Source organism: Bradyrhizobium sp. USDA 3364 (assembly GCF_054056355.1).
In genome coordinates this window covers 4,778,691-4,796,574 of the sequence record NZ_JBSRYG010000002.1, presented here as the reverse complement: position 1 = coordinate 4,796,574, position 17,884 = coordinate 4,778,691, and the positions used below count along the sequence as shown (strand labels likewise).

17 protein-coding genes are annotated in these 17,884 nt (G+C 65.8%); 8 read left to right on the top strand and 9 right to left on the bottom strand.

What is annotated here, in order from left to right:
• Positions 1–145: 145 nt before the first annotated feature.
• On the top strand, positions 146–1,609 hold the full coding sequence (locus ACVILL_RS22715; protein WP_456731077.1) for an MmgE/PrpD family protein: 1,464 nt from the start codon (positions 146–148) through the stop codon (positions 1,607–1,609).
• A 23-nt stretch (positions 1,610–1,632) separates the two neighbouring features.
• On the opposite strand, the gene ACVILL_RS22710 is transcribed toward ACVILL_RS22715, so the two are convergent.
• The 6 genes from ACVILL_RS22710 to ACVILL_RS22685 are packed head-to-tail and all read right to left on the bottom strand — an operon-like array spanning position 1,633 to position 7,178.
• Positions 1,633–2,577, bottom strand: a complete 945-nt coding sequence (locus tag ACVILL_RS22710; RefSeq protein ID WP_456731076.1) for a DUF1932 domain-containing protein — start codon at positions 2,575–2,577, stop codon at positions 1,633–1,635.
• Positions 2,577–3,446 carry an ABC transporter substrate-binding protein gene (locus ACVILL_RS22705; RefSeq protein ID WP_456731075.1) on the bottom strand — a complete coding sequence of 290 codons (870 nt, stop codon included), beginning with the start codon at positions 3,444–3,446 and terminating at the stop codon, positions 2,577–2,579. Before ACVILL_RS22705 ends, ACVILL_RS22710 begins: the two co-directional genes overlap by 1 nt.
• Before the next feature lie 19 nt (positions 3,447–3,465).
• Entirely contained in the window at positions 3,466–4,200 is a 735-nt protein-coding gene (locus tag ACVILL_RS22700) for a TetR/AcrR family transcriptional regulator (RefSeq protein ID WP_456731074.1), read from the bottom strand.
• A gap of 59 nt (positions 4,201–4,259) precedes the next feature.
• Positions 4,260–5,138, bottom strand: a complete 879-nt coding sequence (locus ACVILL_RS22695; protein ID WP_456734336.1) for an SMP-30/gluconolactonase/LRE family protein — start codon at positions 5,136–5,138, stop codon at positions 4,260–4,262.
• Positions 5,139–5,173: 35 nt separating this feature from the next.
• Positions 5,174–6,244, bottom strand: a complete 1,071-nt coding sequence (locus ACVILL_RS22690) for an aldose epimerase family protein (protein WP_456731073.1) — start codon at positions 6,242–6,244, stop codon at positions 5,174–5,176.
• Between the two features lie 4 nt (positions 6,245–6,248).
• Positions 6,249–7,178 carry a Gfo/Idh/MocA family protein gene (locus ACVILL_RS22685; RefSeq protein ID WP_456731072.1) on the bottom strand — a complete coding sequence of 310 codons (930 nt, stop codon included), beginning with the start codon at positions 7,176–7,178 and terminating at the stop codon, positions 6,249–6,251.
• On the opposite strand from ACVILL_RS22685, the gene ACVILL_RS22680 reads away from it, so the two are divergent.
• Positions 7,177–7,419, top strand: a complete 243-nt coding sequence (locus ACVILL_RS22680; protein WP_456731071.1) for a hypothetical protein — start codon at positions 7,177–7,179, stop codon at positions 7,417–7,419. The genes ACVILL_RS22685 and ACVILL_RS22680 overlap by 2 nt on opposite strands.
• Here the strand turns inward: ACVILL_RS22680 and ACVILL_RS22675 are convergent.
• On the bottom strand, positions 7,416–8,441 hold the full coding sequence (locus ACVILL_RS22675) for a histone deacetylase family protein (RefSeq protein ID WP_456731070.1): 1,026 nt from the start codon (positions 8,439–8,441) through the stop codon (positions 7,416–7,418). The genes ACVILL_RS22680 and ACVILL_RS22675 overlap by 4 nt on opposite strands.
• 151 nt (positions 8,442–8,592) lie before the next feature.
• Between ACVILL_RS22675 and ACVILL_RS22670 the strand changes: the two genes are divergently transcribed.
• Positions 8,593–9,201, top strand: coding sequence for a TetR/AcrR family transcriptional regulator (locus ACVILL_RS22670; RefSeq protein ID WP_456731069.1), 609 nt, complete (start codon positions 8,593–8,595; stop codon positions 9,199–9,201).
• A 3-nt stretch (positions 9,202–9,204) separates the two neighbouring features.
• Here the strand turns inward: ACVILL_RS22670 and ACVILL_RS22665 are convergent, their stop codons facing one another.
• Together ACVILL_RS22665 and ACVILL_RS22660 are read right to left on the bottom strand one after the other, a co-directional pair.
• On the bottom strand, positions 9,205–10,149 hold the full coding sequence (locus tag ACVILL_RS22665; protein WP_456731068.1) for a fatty acid desaturase: 945 nt from the start codon (positions 10,147–10,149) through the stop codon (positions 9,205–9,207).
• 14 nt (positions 10,150–10,163) lie between these two features.
• Positions 10,164–11,195, bottom strand: a complete 1,032-nt coding sequence (locus ACVILL_RS22660) for an alpha/beta fold hydrolase (protein ID WP_456731067.1) — start codon at positions 11,193–11,195, stop codon at positions 10,164–10,166.
• 214 nt (positions 11,196–11,409) lie between these two features.
• Here ACVILL_RS22660 and ACVILL_RS22655 point away from each other — a divergent pair, with 214 nt between their 5' ends.
• The 5 genes from ACVILL_RS22655 (at position 11,410) to ACVILL_RS22635 (ending at position 17,833) form a co-directional block, all read left to right on the top strand.
• Positions 11,410–12,747: an MFS transporter gene (locus ACVILL_RS22655; RefSeq protein ID WP_456731066.1), complete on the top strand. Its 1,338-nt coding sequence runs from the start codon at positions 11,410–11,412 to the stop codon at positions 12,745–12,747.
• A 257-nt stretch (positions 12,748–13,004) separates the two neighbouring features.
• Entirely contained in the window at positions 13,005–13,910 is a 906-nt protein-coding gene (locus ACVILL_RS22650; protein WP_456731065.1) for a LysR substrate-binding domain-containing protein, read from the top strand.
• Positions 13,911–14,034: 124 nt separating this feature from the next.
• Positions 14,035–14,976: a 5-dehydro-4-deoxyglucarate dehydratase gene (gene kdgD / locus ACVILL_RS22645; RefSeq protein WP_456731064.1), complete on the top strand. Its 942-nt coding sequence runs from the start codon at positions 14,035–14,037 to the stop codon at positions 14,974–14,976.
• A 31-nt stretch (positions 14,977–15,007) separates the two neighbouring features.
• Positions 15,008–16,363 (top strand): glucarate dehydratase, encoded by a 1,356-nt coding sequence (gudD, locus tag ACVILL_RS22640; RefSeq protein ID WP_456731063.1) that lies wholly within the window; start codon positions 15,008–15,010, stop codon positions 16,361–16,363.
• Between the two features lie 21 nt (positions 16,364–16,384).
• Positions 16,385–17,833, top strand: coding sequence for an aldehyde dehydrogenase family protein (locus ACVILL_RS22635; RefSeq protein WP_456731062.1), 1,449 nt, complete (start codon positions 16,385–16,387; stop codon positions 17,831–17,833).
• The last annotated feature ends 51 nt before the right edge of the window (positions 17,834–17,884 follow it).

The following is a 17,884-nucleotide window of genomic DNA, read 5'->3' as shown; positions in this document are numbered from 1 at the left end:
ACGACTCCGACGTCTTCGTCAAGCGGTCGCGGCAGCGAAGCAGGCCACCACTTCGCGCGCCTCCTCCCGCCCGAGATAGCCTGATATAGCCCGCCGAGATCGGCTCGCTCAGCCGCCCATACCAATCTCGCCCCGGGAGACCACCATGTCGATCACTGACCGCCGATCGCTACTGCAGGCTGCGGCCACCATTCCCTTCGTCGCATCGGCTGCAACCACGGCGCTGGCGCAGACGCCGGCCGAACCGGCCAAGCCCGCGCCTGCGCCCGCAAAGGACGTGACGCGCAAGCTGGCGCATTATCTCGTCGAGGCGAATTACGAGGACTTGCCGGCCAATGTCCGCAAGGAAGGCGTCCGCACGCTGCTGAACTGGGTCGGCGTCGCAATCGGCGGCTCGCATCATCAGACCGTCGACATCGCGGTCTCGGCGCTGGCGCCATTCTCGGGCCCGGCCCAGGCCTCGCTGTTCGGGCGGCACGAACGCTTCGACATCATGAACGCCGCCTTCCTCAACGGCGTGTCGAGCCACATTTTCGACTATGACGACACCCATCTGAAGACGATCATCCATCCGGCCGGGCCGGTGGCGTCCGCCATCCTCGCACTGTCGGAGATGCAACCGGTGTCGGGCAAGGACTTCCTCAACGCGCTGGTTCTGGGTGTCGAGACCGAATGCCGAATCGGCAATGCGGTCTATCCCAACCATTACGACGTCGGCTGGCACATCACCGGCACCGCGGGCGTGTTCGGCGCGGCCGCTGCGGTCGGCAAGCTCTTGAACCTCAACGAGCAGCAGATGGTGTGGGCGCTCGGCCTTGCCGCGTCACAGCCGGTCGGCCTGCGCGAATCCTTCGGCTCGATGAACAAGAGCTTCAATCCCGGCCGTGCCGCGTCGAACGGCATCTTCGCCGCGATGCTCGCCTCGAAGAATTTTACCTCCTCCGACAGCATGATCGAGGCCAAGCGCGGCTGGGCGAACACGATCAGCACCAAGCAGGACTACAACGAGATCCTCGGCGACCTCGGCAAGCGCTATGAAGCCGCGCTCAACACCTACAAGCCGTTTGCTTGCGGCATCGTGATGCATCCGGCGATCGACGCCGCCATCCAGCTGCGCAACGAGAACAAGCTGACCGCCGACCAGATCGAGCGCGTCGATCTCAAGGTGCATCCGCTGGTGCTCGAGCTGACCGGCAAGAAGACGCCGCGCGAAGGGCTCGAAGGCAAGTTCAGCATCTATCATGCGGTCGCCGTCGCGCTGGTCGAAGGCGCCGGCGGCGAGAAGCAGTTCAGCGACCGCGCGGTGACCGACCCGACCATCGTCGCGCTGCGCTCTAAGGTGATGCCCGTGGTCACGCCGGGCATCGATCCGGCGCAGGTCGACATGACCGTCGTGCTCAGGGACGGACGCACGCTGCACCGCTACATCGAGCACGCCATCGGCAGCGTCGAGGTTCCGATGACCGACAAGCAGCTCGAGACCAAATTCGCCGACCTCGCCGACGGCATCATTCCGGCCGCGGCGGCTCGCCGCGTCATGGATACCTGCTGGAATGTCGAGACCCTGCCGAACGCGGCCGAGATCGCCAAGCTGTCGGTCTCGACCTGACCCGGCGCAATGCCGCCCGGCGGTCACGCCGTCGCCTTGCGTGATCCCGGATTGATGTGCGCGAGAATCCGGTCGGCCTCGGTACGCCAATCGGCGCTGCGGGCGAAGTCCGCCGTGCCCCTTGGTCCAAACACGCCCTCGTCGGCAAGATCGGCGATCCAGCCCTGCCGCTCGGCGGTGCCGGAGGCGGACCATGGCGTCAGCCCGGCCTCGCGCACGGTCTCCGCCACCTCGCGCACCTCCTCGGCGCGCCGGCGGCCGTGCTCGATCACCCGCTGGAAGAAATAGGCGCCCTGCTTCTCCCAATCGATGCTAGGGAAGGTCTCCTTGAGCGAGACGAGCACCGCATCCTCGACGCCATAGGCGCGTGCGGTGGTGAAGCTCTCGATCACCATCGCCTCCAGCCCCTTGATCATGATGCTGCGGCACATCTTGACCGCCGAGGAAACGCCGAGCTCGTCGCTCGCGACCTTGGCCGCGAAGCCGAGCGCGACCAAAAGCGGCGCCAGCTCGCGCGCGCCACGGCCGCCGAGCAACAGCGGCACCTTGATGCGATGCGGCGGCAGCGAGGTCATCACCGCGCCCTCGACATAACGGCCACCGGCGCCGTCGATGTGGGCCGCCGCGCGCTGCTTGGCGCCCGGGGACGCCGAGTTGAAATCGAGAAACCACGCGCCCTTCCCGATTGCGGGCGCGCACGCCTCGGCCACCGGCACCGCCTGGCTCGCCGTCACCGCCGAAATGATGAAATCGGCTCGCGCCGCCAGATCGGCATGGGACTGCGCGAGTTCGACGCCGATCTCCGCCGCGTGCGCGCGCAACGGCGCACCCTGCCCGGCGTCGAGCTTGATGTCGTAGGCTGCGACCTTGACGCCCTGCTTGCGCAGATCTTCGGCCAGGATGCGGCCGACCTCGCCATAGCCGAGCATGCCGATCTGCCACTGCCGCGGATCGCTGGAGATTGTCATCAGCTCAGGTCCCGTGTTGTGGCGTCGAAGAGCGCATCGACCGCGACGCGCCGGGGGATCAGCGCCTGCTGGGCGCAATAGTCGATCATCAGTTCGAGCTGCTTGCGGTTCGCCTCGACGCCGAACGGCACCATATCAGGCACCCCGGGCGGACTCGCCTCTGCCTTGCTGCGTTTGAGGAGATCGTAGAGGCTGCGCACCACGTCGGGCCGCGACGTCGCGAGCCGCTCCGTCACCACGACCAGGTGATTGACAGGCACGACGCCATGCCGCGCGTACCACCGCGCCGCCTCTGCGGCCGGATCGGCGAACAACGGCTTGAGCGCCGGATCGCTCGACGTCTCGCCCAGCACGGCATCGAGCTCGCCGTCCTTCAGCATCTGGATGATGGTTTTGCCCTTCGGCGCGCGCTCCGTGCTGTCGACATATTCGGCGACATGCGGATCCTCGAACGTGACCCAGCTGACGCGGTCGAGGTTCACGCCATGGTCATTGGCAAGGATGCCGCGCATCCATGCCCCCGTCGTGGTCGTGAACGAGCGGATGCCGACCCGCTTGCCTTCGAGATCGGCAGGCGTGAGCGTGCCGCGATCGGCACGACAAAGCGCATGGCCATGCTGGAAGCGACCGACCATCGCCGCCGGCAGCAGCAGCAGCGGCTTGCCGTGCGCGCGTGCCATCAGATAGGTCACGATCGCCATCTCGCAGACGTCGAACGCCTGCTCGCGCACCATCGGCTTGAACGCGGCGTTGGTCGGCGAGAACTCGGTGAAGTCGAGATCGAACAATTCCGAGCGCAGCTCGCCGCGCTTCACCGCTTGGATGTGCGGGTGATTGCCAAGCACGGTGTGCAGCCGAAGTTTCTCCATCGCGACGAACTCCGCAGGGTCAGGTCAGGGCTCGTCCGGGATTCGCGCCCGCCGGCTTGCGCGGCGCGGGCGCACTCTGGTCGAGCGGCGCGGCCTGCAGCGCGGCGACGGTCGCGCGCACCAGCTCCTCGATGGCGTGGCCGGCGTCGGTGCCGTCGGCGCTCCCGCGCGACAGCCGCGAGACGCGCTCCGGCGTCACCAGCGTGTAGTAGAGCGCGCCGAGCAGGAAGTGACCGCGCCAGACCAGGTCGGTGCGCGGAATATGCGGCAGGCTCTCATGGATCGCATCGATGAAAGCGTGGCTGGTGTCGTCGAAGGTCTGCGCGATGATCTTGCGCACCACCTCGTTGCCCTCGGCCGACATGATCGCGCGCAGCCGCGTGAACCGCGTCCCGCCGCCGGCAAGGTCGCTGCCCGAGGTGAAGGCCGGCAGCACATAGGCGCGCACGATCGCCTCCAGCCGGTCCTGCAAATCGCGCACCCGCCGCGCTGCGGCCAGCAGCTCGGAGCGCCGCCGGTTCATCGGGCCGCAATGGCGCCGGTAGATCTCGAGCAGCAGACCATCCTTGGTCTTGAAGTGATAGGTCACGCTGCCGGGATTGGCGCCGGCGGCCTGCGCGATGTCGCGCACCGAGACGGCGTTGAAGCCGTAGGTCGAGAACAACTCCTCCGCCGCGGCGAGGATCGCCTCGCGCATGTTCGGCTTGCGGGTGCTGGCGGCCTTGAGGTCGGATTTGACGGGCTTGCGGACCATATTTGTACTATCGTCCAAATAATCAGGTCGCGTCAACAAGGCGGCCCGCAGGCCCGCGGTCAGGACAGCTTGACGTCGGGCTCGGCACGACCGCGCGCCGCGGCATCGAGCAGGAAGGTCTGGCCGTGCCCTGGATCGGCGCAGCGTTGCGCCGCGTCCATGTCCTGCCAGGCCGAGGTGACCAGCACGCGCGAGAAATCGCGGCCGACAAAGGCCGGACAGCTCGATTGGCTCGCCGGCACCTTCAGCGAGCGCAGGTGCCGGCCGGCGGGATCATAGATATCGATGCGACCGCCGCCCCAGCGCGCATTCCAGATCATCCCGTCGGCATCGACGACCGCACCGTCGAGTCCGCCGATGCCTTGATGCCTGATCAAATCGATGGGCTCGCCGGTCGGCAATCCCGTTGCCGGATCGAGCGGTACCCGATGCAGCACGTTGGTCGCGGTATCGGCGAAATAGCCGATATCGCCCGCGGGTGAGAAGCAGATCGCATTCGGGATCGTGATCCCGGGATAGAGCCGCGTGATACGGCCCCGATGCAGGGCGTAGATCGCACCGGCGCCTTGCTCGGCCTGGCGCCCCATGGTGCCGAGCCAGAAGGTGCCCGACGGATGCACGCGCGCATCGTTGGAGCGCGTCACCGGGTTGTCGGCCTCGAGCGCTGCGAACAGCTCCAGGCGGCCGTCGGCGACTTGCCGGACATAAAGTCCATCCTCGGTCAGGATCAGCTGCTGCTCGCCGTCGATCCGCGCCAGTGCGCTCGCCATTTTCGGCAACGCATGAATGACGGTGCGGCCGCTCGCAAAGCGATGTTCGAACAGGCGCCGCTCGCGGATGTCGAACCACCACGCGGTGTCGGTCGATGCGTCATAGGTCGGGCCTTCGCCGAGATGACAGCGCTCGGCCGACAGCACGGATGTCGGCACCTGTTCCATCGGCGGCTCGGCGGCACGGTCGGTCATTGCGTCACTCACAGGGTTGAAAAGCGGTAGACGATGCTGCGCCGATAGATCTGCCCGGGATCGAGCCGCGCCGACGGAAAGTCCGGCCGGTTCGGCGTATCCGGCCAGGCATGCGGCTCGAGACAGAGTGCATCGGATTGCCGGTACAACCGATCGCCCTTGCCGGCGGTGGAACCGTCGAGGAAATTGCCGGAATAGAACTGCAATCCGGGCTGATCCGTGAACAGCTCCATCACGCGGCCGCTGTGCGGCGCCTCGAGACGCGCAGCGAGGCGAAGGCCCGTCCCCGAGGCCAGACAGAAATTGTGGTCGTAGCCGCGCCCGAGCCGCAGCTGCTCGTCATTCATCCTGATCCGCGCGCCGATTGCGATCGGCGTGCGGAAATCGAACGGCGTGCCGTCGACCGGCCGCGGCGGGCCCGGCAGCGGGATCGCGGTGGCGTCCACCGCGAGGAAATGGTCGGACGGGATCGTCAGCAGGTGATCGAGGATTTGCCGCCCAGAGCGCGCGCCGTCGAGGTTGAAGAAGCTGTGATTGGTGAGATTGAGGCAGGTCGGCCGGTCGGTCGTCGCCTCATAGGTGACCGAGAGTTCCATCGGACTGCGGATGCGATAGGTCACGCGCATCGCGAGATTGCCCGGATAGCCCTCCTCGCCATGCGGGCTGTCGCGCTCCAGCACCAGCGTCGGCCCCGGATCATCTGACAGTTCGACGATCCGCCACAGCTTGCGATCAAAACCCTGCACGCCGCCATGCAGCGCGTTGAGACCGTTGTTGGCCTCGAGCTTCACCGTCTCGCCGTCGAGCACGAAGCGTGCGCCGGCGATCCGGTTGGCATAGCGCCCGATCGTCGCGCCGAAGAATTTGCGTTGCGCCAGATAGCCATCGAACTCGTCATGGCCCAGCACGATGTCGTCGCAATGCCCGTCGCGATCCGGTGTCGACAGCAATTGCAGCGCGGCGCCAAAAGGGATGATGACGGCCTCAAAGCCGCGCGCACCGCGCAGCGTCACGCGCTCCACGACGGTGCCGTCAGGCATTTTGCCGAAGGGCGCGCGTGCAATTCCGGCTGATGTCATGTGGTCAGTCCCCGAACGCCTCGACGAGGCGCCGTCGCCCCAGCATGAAGCTATCGGCGACAAGCCGCAAGGGCGCGAGGTCGACGTCGGATTTTCGGTCCGACGTCAGCGCGACGAAACGGCGATACAGCGCGGGATATTCCTCATCCGCAGCATCGACCACCAGCATGTTGCCATCGCGCAGCTGCCTCCCGCCTTTCGACAGCATCACGGGCCCGGCCTCGGTCTCGCACAGGATGTCCCAGATCGGCGGGCCGGGCTGGCGGAAATCGAAAGCGGCGTGGATCGGCAGGCCGCTCGCATCGGAGAGCTCGATTGCCGCTGCAATCGGCGCCTCCCGATTGGAGGGAAAGTCCAGTACCGCGTTCCTGACAAAGGGCTGATGCGGCAGGATCTCGGTCAGGATCGACAGCGCATTGATGCCGGGATCGAACACGCCGAAACCACCGGCCTCGAAGATCCAGGCTTGGCCGGGATGCCAGACGCGCACGTCTTCCTTCCAGGTAATGGTCACCTTGTTGATGGTGCGGCCCGCAAGCAATTTTCGCGCCGGTCCGACCGCGGGCGCACAGCGCGAATGCCATGTCGCGAACAACGTCCTGTTCGCATCATGCGCAGCCGCAAGCAATGGTGCGAGTTCGTTGACGGTCGCGCCCGGCGGCTTCTCCAGCAGCACATGCTTGCCGGCGGCGAGCGCGATGGCAGCCTGCGTGTGCCGGATCTGCGGTGGCGTGCACAGCGCGACCGCATCGATCTCCGGCCCGTCGCGCAACAATTCCTGCAGATCGCGGAAGTGCGGCAGGCCGGGCGGGGTCTTGGCGGGATCGACCACCGCGACGAGTGCCGCGCCTGACGTCTTGGCGATCGCAGGGACATGCTGCCGGCACGCGATCTCGCCGAAACCGACGATGGCGATACGAAGCAGATCGCTCATGGCCGTCCTCGCGTTCATGCCCACCCGGTCGGCCGATGCCGCCAGGCAAGGTCAGAAGCCAGCGCCGAGTACCAACGGCATGATCCGGTTTTGGTTGCAACCACGCAAATCCGCGACGTCCTGTTGTGCGTCGCGCGGCCCGGGCATCGGTCCTGTTCAATCAAAACCGATGCTCCAGATCCTTGATTTGACGCACGTTCTTTCGCGCGAACCGGTCACCACCCGCCCGAAGCCGCGCTAGCGCGCGGCCTCGAATCCGCCGAGCACGGCCGTCAGATTGGCACCGAGGATATCGGAAAGATAGCCGCCCTCCTGCACCAGCACCGTCGGCAGTCCGAACCGGGCCAGCCCCTCGCCGATGCGGCGGAAACCGTCGGTGGTGACGGCGAGGCCCGCGAGCGGATCCTTCTCGGAGGCGTCGAGACCGAGCGCGACCACCAGCGCGGTCGGCGCGAAGGCGCGGATCGCCTTCTCCGCCGCCGCAAGCGCCTTGATGTAGTCGTCGTCGCCGGTGCCCTTGGCGAGAGGAATGTTGAGATTGGTGCCTAGGCCGGGCCCGGCGCCGCGCTCATGCGCATAGCCCCAGACGAACGGATAGAAGAACGACGGATCGGCATGGATCGAAACGGTGAAGACATCCGGCCGCTCGTAGAAGATGCCCTGCGTGCCGTTGCCGTGATGCACGTCGACATCGAGGATCGCGACGCGCTCGTGCTTCTGGCGCAGATGCTCGGCCGCGATCGCGCTGTTGTTGAGGAAGCAGAAGCCACCGGCGAGATCGCGATAGGCGTGGTGGCCGGGCGGACGGCACAGCGCGTAGACGGCATCCTCGCCGTCGAGCACCATCTGCGCGGCGGTGACCGCGACGTCGCTCGAGGCGCAGGCGCCGGCCCAGGTGCCGGGGCCGATCGGGGCCGCGGTGTCGACCGTGTGCCAGCCGAGCTTGCCGACAATGTGGGTCGGATAGGTGCCGGCGTTGCGCACCGGATGCATGTTCGCGATCATCTCCGGTCCGGCATTGCCGAGCGCCGACCATTCCTCCCAGGCGCCTTCGAGAAAGCTCAGATATTCCGGACTGTGCACGCGCGCCCGCGGTCCCTGTCCGAATTCGGTCGGCTCGATCAGCGTGTGCCGGCCGGCCTTCAGGCCCGCCAGCAGGCGGTCGGCGCGCTCGGGCTGCTCGGTGGTGCGCTGGACCACACCGCGGACCAGGAAGAATTGCGGATCATGGCTGCGGTGCAGATCACTGTAGACGGCCTTCACGGGTCACTCCTGTTCGATGGGCAGCTGGGCCGAGCCTTCGCTGGCACGTCATACACTATCAGCGACAGCGATGATCTGAAACCGAGCGCGATTTCATGCTATGTCCGCATGCAGCGCAATGATTCAAAGACGCAGGACACAAATCCCGGCCATGGCGAGCAAGGTGGTGACGGAGGATGCGGCAACGGGGCGGCGCGGCCGGCCGCGTTCCGCCGCGACCACGGCCGCGATCCTGCAAAGCGCCTATACGCTGATGGCGACCACCGGCCTCGCCGCCACCACCATCGACGCGATCGCCAGACATTCCAACGTCTCGAAGATGACGATCTACAAATGGTGGCCGTCGCGCGAAGCGTTGCTGATCGATGCCTTCCTCGATCAGGCCTCGCGGGCCGTGCCGCTGCCGGAGGCGGGCAATCCCGTGGCCCGCATCCGCCGCCATGTCGCGACCTATGTCGAGGCGCTGCAGGGCGAATTCGGACGGGTGCAGCTTGCGGTGATCTCGGAATGCATCTCGAAGACCGGCACGGCGGAATTGTTCTACGAACGTTACCTTGGCCTTCGCCGCGCCAGGATGCTTGAGATCATCGCGGCGGGCCAGAAGGACGGCAGCATCGGCGCGCCGGGCGTGCCGGGCGACATCTATGATGCGATTTATGGCAGCCTGTTCTATCGCTATGTCTTCGGCATCAAGCCGCTGACGCCGGCCTACGCCCGCAACCTCGTCAATCTGGTGCTGCGACCGCGCGCGGACGTTTGAATGTCAGGCCGAGCGCTGGCGGCGGAACCAGGCCCAGGTTTCGCGCGTCACCGCGCGGTAGTTTCTTCCGCGATACACGATGTGACCATCGACGATGGCGTTCAGCTTCGGCAGCGCATGGAACGGCACCGTCGGGTAGGCATGGTGCTCGACGTGATAGGGCATGTTCCAGGCAAACCATTTCATGATCCGACCGGTCATCGTGGTGCGGGTGTTCTCGAACGCACTCCGGGTCCGCTCACACCCGGTATGCTCCGCATAGAGATAGGGACGCAGGATGAGCTGGCCGGCCAGCAGCGGCACGATCCACACCCACAGCAGGATCGCGCTGTGCAGCGCGAACGATGCCACGAGCAACAGCAGGTAACCGGCGAGATAGAGCCTCGCCTCCAGCACGATCGCGGCGCGCTTGTGCTGGGGAATCCACGGCACGACCACCTGTCCCGTGAGTGCATGCCGCAACATCAGCCGGATCCGGACCAGCACCTGCAGAAGCCCCGAATACGCGATTGCAAGCTGGGTATCCGATGCGGGCTTGGGACCGACGATCAACTCTGGGTCCTTCTCCGGATCCTGCGTATAGCGATGATGGTCCCAGTGAAACAGGCAGTAGTATTGATAGGGCAATCCGATCATGAAGGCGGACAGATTGCCGACCGCCAGATTGAGCGCAGGGCTGCGGAACGCTGTCTTGTGCGCGGTCTCATGCACCACCATGAACAGAAACGCGACGAAGTAGCCCTGCACGGCAATCAGCGGCAGCGCCCATGCCAGGCCGGAGCGCGACGACACCAAAGAGATCAGCGCGCCGACGATCACGATCATCCCGTAGTGGCTGGCCGCGCGCACCGTGCCGGCAAGGTTCGACTTGGTCGACAGATCGCGGAGGATCAGCGGGCTGAGCGGCTTCAGGCGGGGTCCGGCATCACTGGTCTCTGCGGTGCTCATGGTCGTCTCACCTGTCAGCGTTGCAGCAGCGCCGCGATCTCGGCGTTGATGAAGGCGCGGTCTTCGGCGTTGTTGATGGGATTGCCGGCCCGATGCCCATGGATCGAGGGAATCGCGTGCAGCGCCGCGGAGCGGGCGTTGACCAGGCGGCCGAGCTCGTCCTCATTGTCGCGCGGATCGAAATAGCGGTCGGTGCGACCCGGCATCAGCAGGACGTGCGCCTTGATCGCGGCCAGCGCCCGGTCGAAATCGCCGCCGAATTCGTCGCAGCGGCTGATGTCGCCGGCTTGCCAGATCGCGATCTGCGCCAGCAGGTCATTGGCATCGCGCCGCGCGAAGGCGCCATCCCATGATCCCGCGAGGTAGTCTTCCAACGAGGTGAAGCCGGCCTTGCGCCAGACTTCCTCGCGGTAGAATTCATGCGACATCGCCCAGCCGGCATAGACGCGTCCCATCGCGCGCAGGCCCGCCGCAGGCTTGGCGACGAAACGGCCGTCCCGGAAGGCCGGATCGGCGGTCAGCGCGGCCTTCACGCCTTCGAGAAAGACATGATTATACGGCGAGCACCTTGCGCTGCCGCAAACCACCGCTGCGCGCTCGACCATATCGGGATAACGCGCGGCCCAGTGATAGGCCTGCATGCCGCCCATCGACCAGCCGTAGACCAGCGCGAGCTTCGCCACACCGAACCGCTCGACTAGCAGCCGCCGCTGGATCGTGACCGCATCATGATAGGTGAAAGCCGGAAACGGCGCGCCGCCGAGCACCTCGCCCGAATTCGACGGCGAGGACGACAGGCCGTTGCCGAACAGGTTTGCGATGACGATGAAGTAGCGCTGCGGGTCGAGCGCCCCGCCCGGCTGCACCAGCCATTCGATGTCGGCATGCTGTGCGGCGAACGACGTCGGATAGAGGATGACGTTGTCCCTCGCCGCATTCAGCGTGCCGAACGTCTTGTACGCGAGCCTGAGCTGCGGAAATACCGCGCCGCCCTGCAAGGTCACCTTGCCTGCCTCGAACACCTCATAGTCGCGTGGCGTGGTCATGCGCATTCGACCTCGATCGGCAGGGCGCAACGCTGCGTCGCCAATAACTGTACTAGACGTACACTAATTAAGGAACCGACGCAACAGCGGCGAAGGTGGCATGACACCGGGCCGATCCATTCAAAATCGGTATGGATCAATACCCGTTTCGGCTTGGACCCATTGTCGTCATCTCTCTAGGACAGACCCCGAGGAAATTTTCGAGGAGGCGCTAATGAGCGCAATTGTGTCCGCCACGGATGCGCGGCGGTCCCGCGTCCGGCTGTTGATCGTGACGATGCTGTTTCTCGTCACCACCGTGAATTATGCCGATCGCGCCACGCTCTCGATCGCCGGCCCCGCTCTTTCCAAGGAACTGCATCTCGATCCCGTCGCGATGGGCTACGTGTTCTCGGCGTTCGGCTGGTCCTATGTGATCGCGCAGGTGCCGTGCGGCTGGCTGCTCGATCGCTTCGGCTCCAAATGGGTCTATGCGATCAGCATCATCGTGTGGTCGGTGCTCACCGCGCTGCAGGGCATGGTCGGCTTCCTGGCCGCGGGAACCGCCGTCGTCATGCTGTTCGCGCTGCGCTTCCTGGTCGGCATTGCCGAGGCGCCGTCATTCCCGGCCAATGCGCGCATCGTCGCGGCCTGGTTCCCCGGCAATGAGCGCGGCACCGCATCGGCCTTCTTCAATTCGGGGCAGTATTTCGCGACTGTGATCTTCGCGCCGCTGATGGGCTGGATCGCGCATGAGCATGGCTGGAGCCACGTGTTCTACGTGATGGGCGGGCTCGGTATCATCATGGGGATCGTCTGGATCAAGACGATTTACGAGCCGAAGGATCACCCTGGGATCAACGAGGCCGAGTTCGACTACATCAAGCAGGGCGGCGCGCTGGTCGACATGGACGCGGCGAAGGACGGCAAGGCGCATGACAGCGGCCCGCGCTGGGACCACATCCGCCAGCTGCTCGCCAATCGAATGATGCTCGGCGTCTATATCGGCCAATACTGCATCAACACGCTGACCTACTTCTTCCTGACCTGGTTCCCGGTTTACCTCGTGAAGGAGCGCGGGCTGTCGATCCTGCAAGCCGGCTTCGTCGCGACCTTGCCGGCGCTGTGCGGCTTCATCGGCGGTGTGCTCGGTGGCGTGATCTCGGACTACCTGCTGCGCCGCACCGGCTCGCTGACCATGGCGCGCAAGGTCCCGATCGTCGGCGGCATGCTGCTGTCGATGGTGATCATCGGCTGCAACTACGTCGACAGCCAGGCGCTGGTGGTCGGATTCATGGCGCTCGCCTTCTTCGGCAAGGGCATCGGCGCGCTCGGCTGGGCGGTCGTCTCCGACACCTCGCCGAAGGAAGCCGGCGGCGTCTCCGGCGGCCTGTTCAACACCTTCGGCAACCTGTCCTCGATCACCACGCCGATCATCATCGGCTACATCCTGGCCGCCACCGGCTCGTTCAACGGCGCGCTGGTGTTCGTCGGCGCCAACGCGCTGGTCGCGGCGATCGCCTATCTGTTCATCGTCGGCGAGATCAAGCGGGTGCAACTGAAGGCGGCCTGAGCCGAACGGTGGTTCGACAGACCATCTCCTCATCCTGAGGAGCCCGCGCAGCGGGCGTCTCGAAGGATGCAGGCCACAATCGGACCTCATGGTTCGAGACGCGCGTTCCGCGCTCCTCACCATGAGGGGCTGACACGCAAAACCAGAACGGCGGCTGCAGCCGCCGTGCTTGTCTGCTTGTTTGTCTTCTTGGCCAGCGGGAGGCATCGATGCTAGAACGTACAAATCCCCGAGCGATCCATTCCGGGTTAGCATCGATGTTCGACCTGAGCCAGCTCCGCTGTTTCGTCACGGTGGCCGAAGAATTGCACTTCGGCCGCGCCGCGGCGCGGCTCAACATGACGCAGCCGCCGCTGAGCCGGCAGATCCAGGTGCTCGAGCACATCATCGACGCGCCGCTGCTGGAACGCACCAGCCGTTCCGTGCGGCTGACCCCGGCGGGCCGCAGCTTCCTGCCCGAGGCACGGCGCATCCTCAAGCTGGCGGAGTCGGCCTCGCAAGTCGCCCGCCGCATCGCGCTCGGCAAGACCGGCTCGCTCAAGATCGGCTTCACGGCTGCTGCGGCCTACGGCTTCCTGCCCGATCTGATCGCAGCCTGCCGCTCCCGCATGCCCGAGGTCGATTTTTCCCTGAAGGAGATGGTCTCCGGCGATCAGTTCGAGGCACTCACCACCGGCCAGATCGATGCCGGCCTGCTGCGCCCGCCGATCGCGCGGCCGGAATTCGCGAGCCGGCGCGTCGTCGCCGAACCGCTGCTTGCCGCGATCCCGAAGAAGCATCCGCTGGCTGTGGCCGAGACCGTCAGCATCAAGGATTTCGACGACCAGCCCTTCGTGATGTATTCGCCGTATGAGGCGCGCTACTTCCACGATCTCCTGGTGTCGATGTTCACCCGCGCCGACGTGCTGCCGCGCTACGTGCAGCATCTCAGCCAGATCCACTCGATCCTCGCGATGGTGCGCGCCGGGCTCGGCGTCGCCATCGTGCCGGAGGCGGCCGCCAGCCTGAAGATATCGGACGTCAAGCTGAAGCCGCTGAAGCTGCGCACGGCGGTGCCGGTCGAACTGTTCATGGTGTGGCGGCGCGATCACGAGAACCAGTTGCTGCCGTCACTGATCGAGATCGCGACCGAAATCGCCGCGCCGCAGCTGCGCGGCGATTGATGCAGAGTTAGCATCGCTCGATACCGCGTTTGGCTTGGACGCGCATCGAAGCATTTCCTAAGAATTCCGCCATGGACGCGCGCTGCTCGCGCATCCTTCCCAACATCATTCAAGGAGTGGCGCCATGAGCAAGATGACCCCTCAGGAGATGGCCCGGCAAATCGGTGGCGGCCTCCTGTCTTTTCCGGTGACCCCGTACAACGCGGACTACTCGTTCGACGAGGCAACCTATCGCGCCAACATGGACTGGCTGTGCGGCCATGACGTCGCCGGCTTGTTCGCCGCGGGCGGCACCGGCGAGTTCTTCTCGCTGACGCCGAGTGAAGTGCCGCAGGTCGTGAAGGTCGCGGTCGAGGAGACCAAGGGCCGCGTTCCCGTGCTGGCCGGCACCGGCTACGGCACCGCGATCGCGCGCGAGATCGCAATCGGCGCCGAAAAGGCCGGCGCTGACGGCCTGCTGCTGCTGCCGCCCTACCTCACGCATGCCGAGCAGGACGGCCTCGCTGCCCACGTCGAAGCGGTGTGCGCGTCGGTGAAGATCGGCGTCATCGTCTACAACCGCGACAATGCGATCCTGCAGCCGGATACGCTGGCGCGGCTGTGCGAGCGCTGCCCGAACCTGGTCGGCTACAAGGACGGCATCGGCGACATCGAGCTGATGACCCGGGTCTACACCCGGCTCGGCGACCGCCTGACCTATATCGGCGGACTGCCCACGGCGGAAACCTTCGCGTTGCCCTATCTCGACATGGGCGTCACGACCTATTCGTCGGCGGTGTTCAATTTCGTGCCGGAATTCGCCACCAAATTCTACGCCGCGGTGCGCCGGCGCGAGCATCAGACCATCCATGCAGGCCTGAAGGATTTCATCCTGCCGCTGATCGCGATACGCAACCGCAAGAAGGGTTACGCCGTGTCGATCATCAAGGCCGGCATGAAGGTGATCGGCCGCGATTCCGGGCCGGTGCGGCCGCCGCTCACCGATCTCACCGGGCAGGAGATCGCGGAACTCGCGGCGCTGGTGGCAAAGCTGCCGCAAGGCGTAGCCCAGCAGGCAGCGGAATAAGCCGAACGGCAAACGACGAAGGGAGGAGCCCATGATTCAAGACACGATCCGCAGCGGCTTTGCCGGCGCCCCTGTCGTCACGGCGATGGAGGTGATCCCGGTCGCCGGTCGCGACGGCATGCTCCTCAATCTGAGCGGCGCGCATGCGCCGTTCTTCACCCGCAACCTCGTCGTCCTCACCGACAACTCCGGCCACACCGGCGTCGGCGAGGTGCCGGGCGGCGAAAAAATCAGGAAGACGCTCGAGGATGCAAGCGGCCTCGTCGTCGGCCAGACCATCGGCGCCTGCAACAACATCCTGGCCTCGATGCGCCAGGCCTTCGCCGACCGCGACGCCGGCGGCCGCGGCAAGCAGACCTTCGACCTCCGCGTCACCATCCACGCCGTGACCGCGGTGGAATCCGCGCTGCTCGATCTGCTCGGCCAGCATCTCAATCTCCCCGTCGCGGCGCTGCTCGGCGAAGGCCAGCAGCGCGCTGATGTCGAGACGCTTGGCTATCTCTTCTTCGTTGGCGATCGCAAAAAGACCAGCCTTCCTTACGTCGAGGGCGAGACCGGCAAGGTAGACTGGTTCAACCTGCGCCATCAGGTGGCGATGACGCCGGAGGCAATCGTGCGCCTCGCCGAGGCGACGCAGGCGCATTACGGCTTCGCCGACTTCAAGCTCAAGGGCGGCGTGCTCGCCGGCGAAGCCGAGATCGAGGCCGTCACGGCCATTGCAAAGCGGTTCCCGAAGGCACGCGTCACGCTCGACCCGAACGGCGCCTGGTCGCTCGACGAGGCGATCCGGCTCTGCAGCAACATGGGTGGCGTGCTCGCCTATGCCGAGGATCCCTGCGGCGCCGAGGCCGGCTTCTCCGGCCGCGAGATCATGGCCGAGTTCCGCCGCGCCACCGGGCTGCCGACCGCGACCAACATGATCGCGACCGATTGGCGCCAGCTCTCCCACGCGCTGCGGCTCGGGGCCGTCGACATTCCGCTCGCCGATCCGCATTTCTGGACCATGCAGGGCTCGGTGCGGGTGGCGCAGACCTGCCGCGACAACGGCCTGACCTGGGGCTCGCACTCCAACAACCATTTCGACATTTCGCTCGCGATGTTCACCCATGTCGGCGCCGCCGCGCCCGGCAAGGTGACCGCGATCGACACCCACTGGATCTGGCAGGACGGCCAGGCGTTGACCAAGGAGCCGCTGCAGATCAAGGGCGGCAAGATCGCAATCCCGGATCGGCCGGGCCTCGGCATCGAGCTCGATCGCGGTGCCATCGAGGCCGCGAACGCGCTATACAAGCAGCATGGCCTCGGCGCCCGCGACGACGCGCTGGCCATGCAGTTCCTGATCCCCGGCTGGACCTTCGACGACAAGCGTCCCTGCCTCGTGCGCTAACAAGAAAGGTTGGAGAGAAACATGACCGCTCACCAGAAGAACTTCATCGCCGGCGAATGGGTCGACGGAACAGGCATCACGCGGGACATCAACCCCTCCAACACCAAGGACGTGGTCGGCGAATACGCCAAGGCCGACAAGACGCAGACCGAAAAGGCGATCACCGCCGCGAAGGCCGCCTTCCCGGCCTGGGCGCGCTCGACGCCGCAGGAGCGCTTTGACGCGCTGACGAAAATCTCCGTCGAAATCCTTGCCCGCAAGGAAGAGCTCGGCCGCCTGCTGGCACGCGAAGAAGGCAAGACGCTGCCCGAAGGCATCGGCGAGGTGGCGCGCGCCGGACAGATCTTCGCTTTCTTCGCCGGCGAGGCGCTGCGGCTGATGGGCGAGAAGGGTGCATCGGTGCGCCCGGGCCTCGACGTCGAGATCACGCGCGAGCCGGTCGGCGTCGTCGGCATGATCACGCCGTGGAATTTCCCGATCGCGATCCCGGCCTGGAAGATCGCCCCGGCGCTCTGCTACGGCAATTCGGTGGTGTTCAAGCCGGCCGAGCTGGTGCCGGGCTCCGCGCACGCGCTGTCCGACATTATCGCCCGCTCCGGGATTCCGGCCGGCGTCTTCAACCTCGTGGTCGGCTCGGGCTCGGTGGTCGGCCAGACCTTGCTCGAACACCCTGATGTCGCCGCGATCTCCTTCACCGGCTCAGTGCAGACCGGCCGCAAGATCGCGCAGGCCTGCGTGCTCTCCAATCCCATGAAGAAGTTCCAGCTCGAGATGGGCGGCAAGAACCCGCTGGTCGTGCTCGACGATGCCGACGTCAAGGTCGCCGTCGAGGTCGCCGTCAACGGCGCCTATTTCTCGACCGGGCAGCGTTGCACGGCGTCGTCACGCCTGATCGTCACCGCGGGAATTCACGATCGCTTCGTCGACGCGATGACCGAGCGGATGAAGGGGCTCTCGGTGGACGACGCGTTGAAGAGCGGCGTGCATGTCGGCCCGGTGGTCGACCAGAGCCAGCTCGACCAGGACCTCCGCTACATCAAGATCGGCCAGGACGAAGGCGCCCGCCTGCACTGGGGCGGCGAGCTGCTCAACCGCGAGACGCCCGGCTTCTACCTGCAACCGGCGCTGTTCACCGGCGCGACCAACCAGATGCGCATCGCGCGCGAAGAGATCTTCGGCCCGGTCGCCTGCGTGATCCGCGCCAAGGATTACGAGGAGGCGCTGGCGATCTCCAACGACACCGAGTTCGGCCTCGCCTCGGGGATCTGCACCACCAGCCTGAAATACGCCTCGCATTACAAGCGCAACAGCGAGGCCGGCATGGTGATGGTCAACCTGCCGACCGCCGGCGTCGACTACCACGTGCCGTTCGGCGGCCGCAAAGGCTCGAGCTATGGCGCGCGCGAACAGGGCGCCTATGCCCGCGAGTTCTACACCACGGTGAAGACGGCCTACACCTTCCCGGGTTGAAGATGGATTTGCATCTGTCTTCCCGACGGAAGTGCTCACCTCTCCCCTTGT

Bases quoted from the DNA above. Each gene is read 5' to 3' on its own strand.
- ACVILL_RS22715 (WP_456731077.1), top strand. From the start codon at position 146: ATGTCGATCACTGACCGCCGATCGCTACTGCAGGCTGCGGCCACCATT.
- ACVILL_RS22710 (WP_456731076.1), bottom strand. From the start codon at position 2,577: ATGACAATCTCCAGCGATCCGCGGCAGTGGCAGATCGGCATGCTCGGC.
- ACVILL_RS22705 (WP_456731075.1), bottom strand. From the start codon at position 3,446: ATGGAGAAACTTCGGCTGCACACCGTGCTTGGCAATCACCCGCACATC.
- ACVILL_RS22700 (WP_456731074.1), bottom strand. From the start codon at position 4,200: ATGGTCCGCAAGCCCGTCAAATCCGACCTCAAGGCCGCCAGCACCCGC.
- ACVILL_RS22695 (WP_456734336.1), bottom strand. From the start codon at position 5,138: ATGGAACAGGTGCCGACATCCGTGCTGTCGGCCGAGCGCTGTCATCTC.
- ACVILL_RS22690 (WP_456731073.1), bottom strand. From the start codon at position 6,244: ATGACATCAGCCGGAATTGCACGCGCGCCCTTCGGCAAAATGCCTGAC.
- ACVILL_RS22680 (WP_456731071.1), top strand. From the start codon at position 7,177: ATGGCCGTCCTCGCGTTCATGCCCACCCGGTCGGCCGATGCCGCCAGG.
- ACVILL_RS22685 (WP_456731072.1), bottom strand. From the start codon at position 7,178: ATGAGCGATCTGCTTCGTATCGCCATCGTCGGTTTCGGCGAGATCGCG.
- ACVILL_RS22670 (WP_456731069.1), top strand. From the start codon at position 8,593: ATGGCGAGCAAGGTGGTGACGGAGGATGCGGCAACGGGGCGGCGCGGC.
- ACVILL_RS22665 (WP_456731068.1), bottom strand. From the start codon at position 10,149: ATGAGCACCGCAGAGACCAGTGATGCCGGACCCCGCCTGAAGCCGCTC.
- ACVILL_RS22660 (WP_456731067.1), bottom strand. From the start codon at position 11,195: ATGACCACGCCACGCGACTATGAGGTGTTCGAGGCAGGCAAGGTGACC.
- ACVILL_RS22655 (WP_456731066.1), top strand. From the start codon at position 11,410: ATGAGCGCAATTGTGTCCGCCACGGATGCGCGGCGGTCCCGCGTCCGG.
- ACVILL_RS22650 (WP_456731065.1), top strand. From the start codon at position 13,005: ATGTTCGACCTGAGCCAGCTCCGCTGTTTCGTCACGGTGGCCGAAGAA.
- kdgD (WP_456731064.1), top strand. From the start codon at position 14,035: ATGAGCAAGATGACCCCTCAGGAGATGGCCCGGCAAATCGGTGGCGGC.
- gudD (WP_456731063.1), top strand. From the start codon at position 15,008: ATGATTCAAGACACGATCCGCAGCGGCTTTGCCGGCGCCCCTGTCGTC.
- ACVILL_RS22635 (WP_456731062.1), top strand. From the start codon at position 16,385: ATGACCGCTCACCAGAAGAACTTCATCGCCGGCGAATGGGTCGACGGA.